Origin of the sequence: Inhella sp., assembly GCF_041912635.1 — a bacterium.
Taxonomy (GTDB): domain Bacteria; phylum Pseudomonadota; class Gammaproteobacteria; order Burkholderiales; family Burkholderiaceae_C; genus Inhella.
In genome coordinates this window covers 1-1,661 of sequence record NZ_JAYRMO010000075.1, presented here as the reverse complement: position 1 = coordinate 1,661, position 1,661 = coordinate 1, and the positions used below count along the sequence as shown (strand labels likewise).

1 protein-coding gene is annotated in these 1,661 nt (G+C 66.8%); it reads left to right on the top strand.

What is annotated here, in order from left to right; all coding sequences use genetic code 11:
• On the top strand, positions 1 to 1,661 hold a 1,661-nt coding region (locus ACE3QP_RS21735), incomplete at both ends, for a 3'-5' exonuclease (protein ID WP_374439169.1).

Below are 1,661 nucleotides of genomic sequence, written 5' to 3'. Positions count from 1 at the left end.
CGTGGACGAGGAGCGCTTCCCGCCCAAGCAGCTGCAGTACTTCATTGCCAACTGCAAGGAAGAGGGCCTGCGCCCGCGCGATGTGCCTGCGCACGACAGCGACAGCCGCAAGAAGGTCGAGCTGTACGAGCTGTACGAGGCCCAATGCCAGCGCGAAGGCGTGGTCGATTTTGGCGAGCTGATGCTGCGCAGCTACGAGCTGCTGCAGGGCAACGACCCCCTGCGCGCGCACTACCAGCGGCGCTTTGCGCACATCCTGGTCGATGAGTTCCAGGACACCAACCGCCTGCAGTACCTGTGGCTCAAGCAGATGGCAGGCGACGAGGTGGATGGGCGCCTGCACACGCACGCCAGCGTCATGGCCGTGGGCGACGACGACCAGAGCATCTACGCCTTCCGCGGCGCGCGCGTGGGCAACATGCAGGATTTTGTGCGCGAGTTCGACGTGCAGCACCAGATCAAGCTGGAGCAGAACTACCGCAGCTACAGCAACATCCTCGACTCGGCCAACCAGCTCATCAGCCACAACAGCCGCCGCCTGGGCAAGAACCTGCGCACCACGCAGGGCGCGGGCGAGCCCGTGCGCGTGTACGAGGCCAGCTCCGACCTGGCCGAGGCGCAGTGGATGGTCGATGAGATCCGGCAACTGGTGAAGAGCGACGGCCTGGAGCGCAAGGAAATTGCCGTGCTCTACCGCAGCAACGCGCAAAGCCGGGTCATCGAATCGGCCCTGTTCAACGCCGCCGTGCCCTACCGCGTGTACGGCGGCCTGCGCTTCTTTGAGCGCGCCGAAATCAAGCACGCCCTGGCCTATCTGCGCCTGCTGGAGAACCCCAACGACGACACCAGCTTTCTGCGCGTGGTGAACTTTCCGCCGCGTGGCATCGGCGCGCGCAGCATCGAGGTGCTGCAGGACGCGGCCCGCAGCGCAGGCTGCTCGCTGCACGACGCCGTGAGCGCCGTGCCCGGCAAGGCGGGCGCCAATTTCAAGGCCTTTGTGGCGCTGATCGATGTGCTGCGCGAGCAGACCCAGGGCCTGTCGCTGCGCAGCATCATCGAGCAGATGCTCGAATCCAGCGGCCTGATCGAGCACTTCCGTGCCGACCGCGAAGGCCAGGACCGTATCGAGAACCTGGAAGAACTCGTCAACGCCGCCGAGAGCTTCGTCATGCAAGAAGGATTTGGCCGCGACGCCGTGGCCCTGCCGCTGGACGAGCACGGCCAGCCGCTCACGCAAAGCCCGGCCAGCCAGGGGCTGGACCCGAATGCGCCGGTGCTGGACGAACCGCTCAAGCCCACCGGCTCCGGCGGCATCATCGACGCCGACACCGGCGAAACCCTTTCGCCCCTGGTGGCCTTCCTCACGCACGCCGCGCTGGAGGCGGGCGACAACCAGGCCCAGGCCGGGCAGGACGCCGTGCAGCTCATGACCGTGCACGCCAGCAAGGGCCTGGAGTTCGACGCGGTGTTCATCGGCGGGCTGGAAGAAGGCTTGTTCCCGCATGACAACGCCGCCAGCGACCGCGACGGCCTGGAAGAAGAGCGCCGCCTGATGTACGTGGCCATCACCCGCGCCCGCAAGCGCCTGTACCTCAGCCACTCGCAAACCCGGCTGCTGCACGGCCAGACGCGCTACAACGTGCGCAGCCGCTTCTTCGACG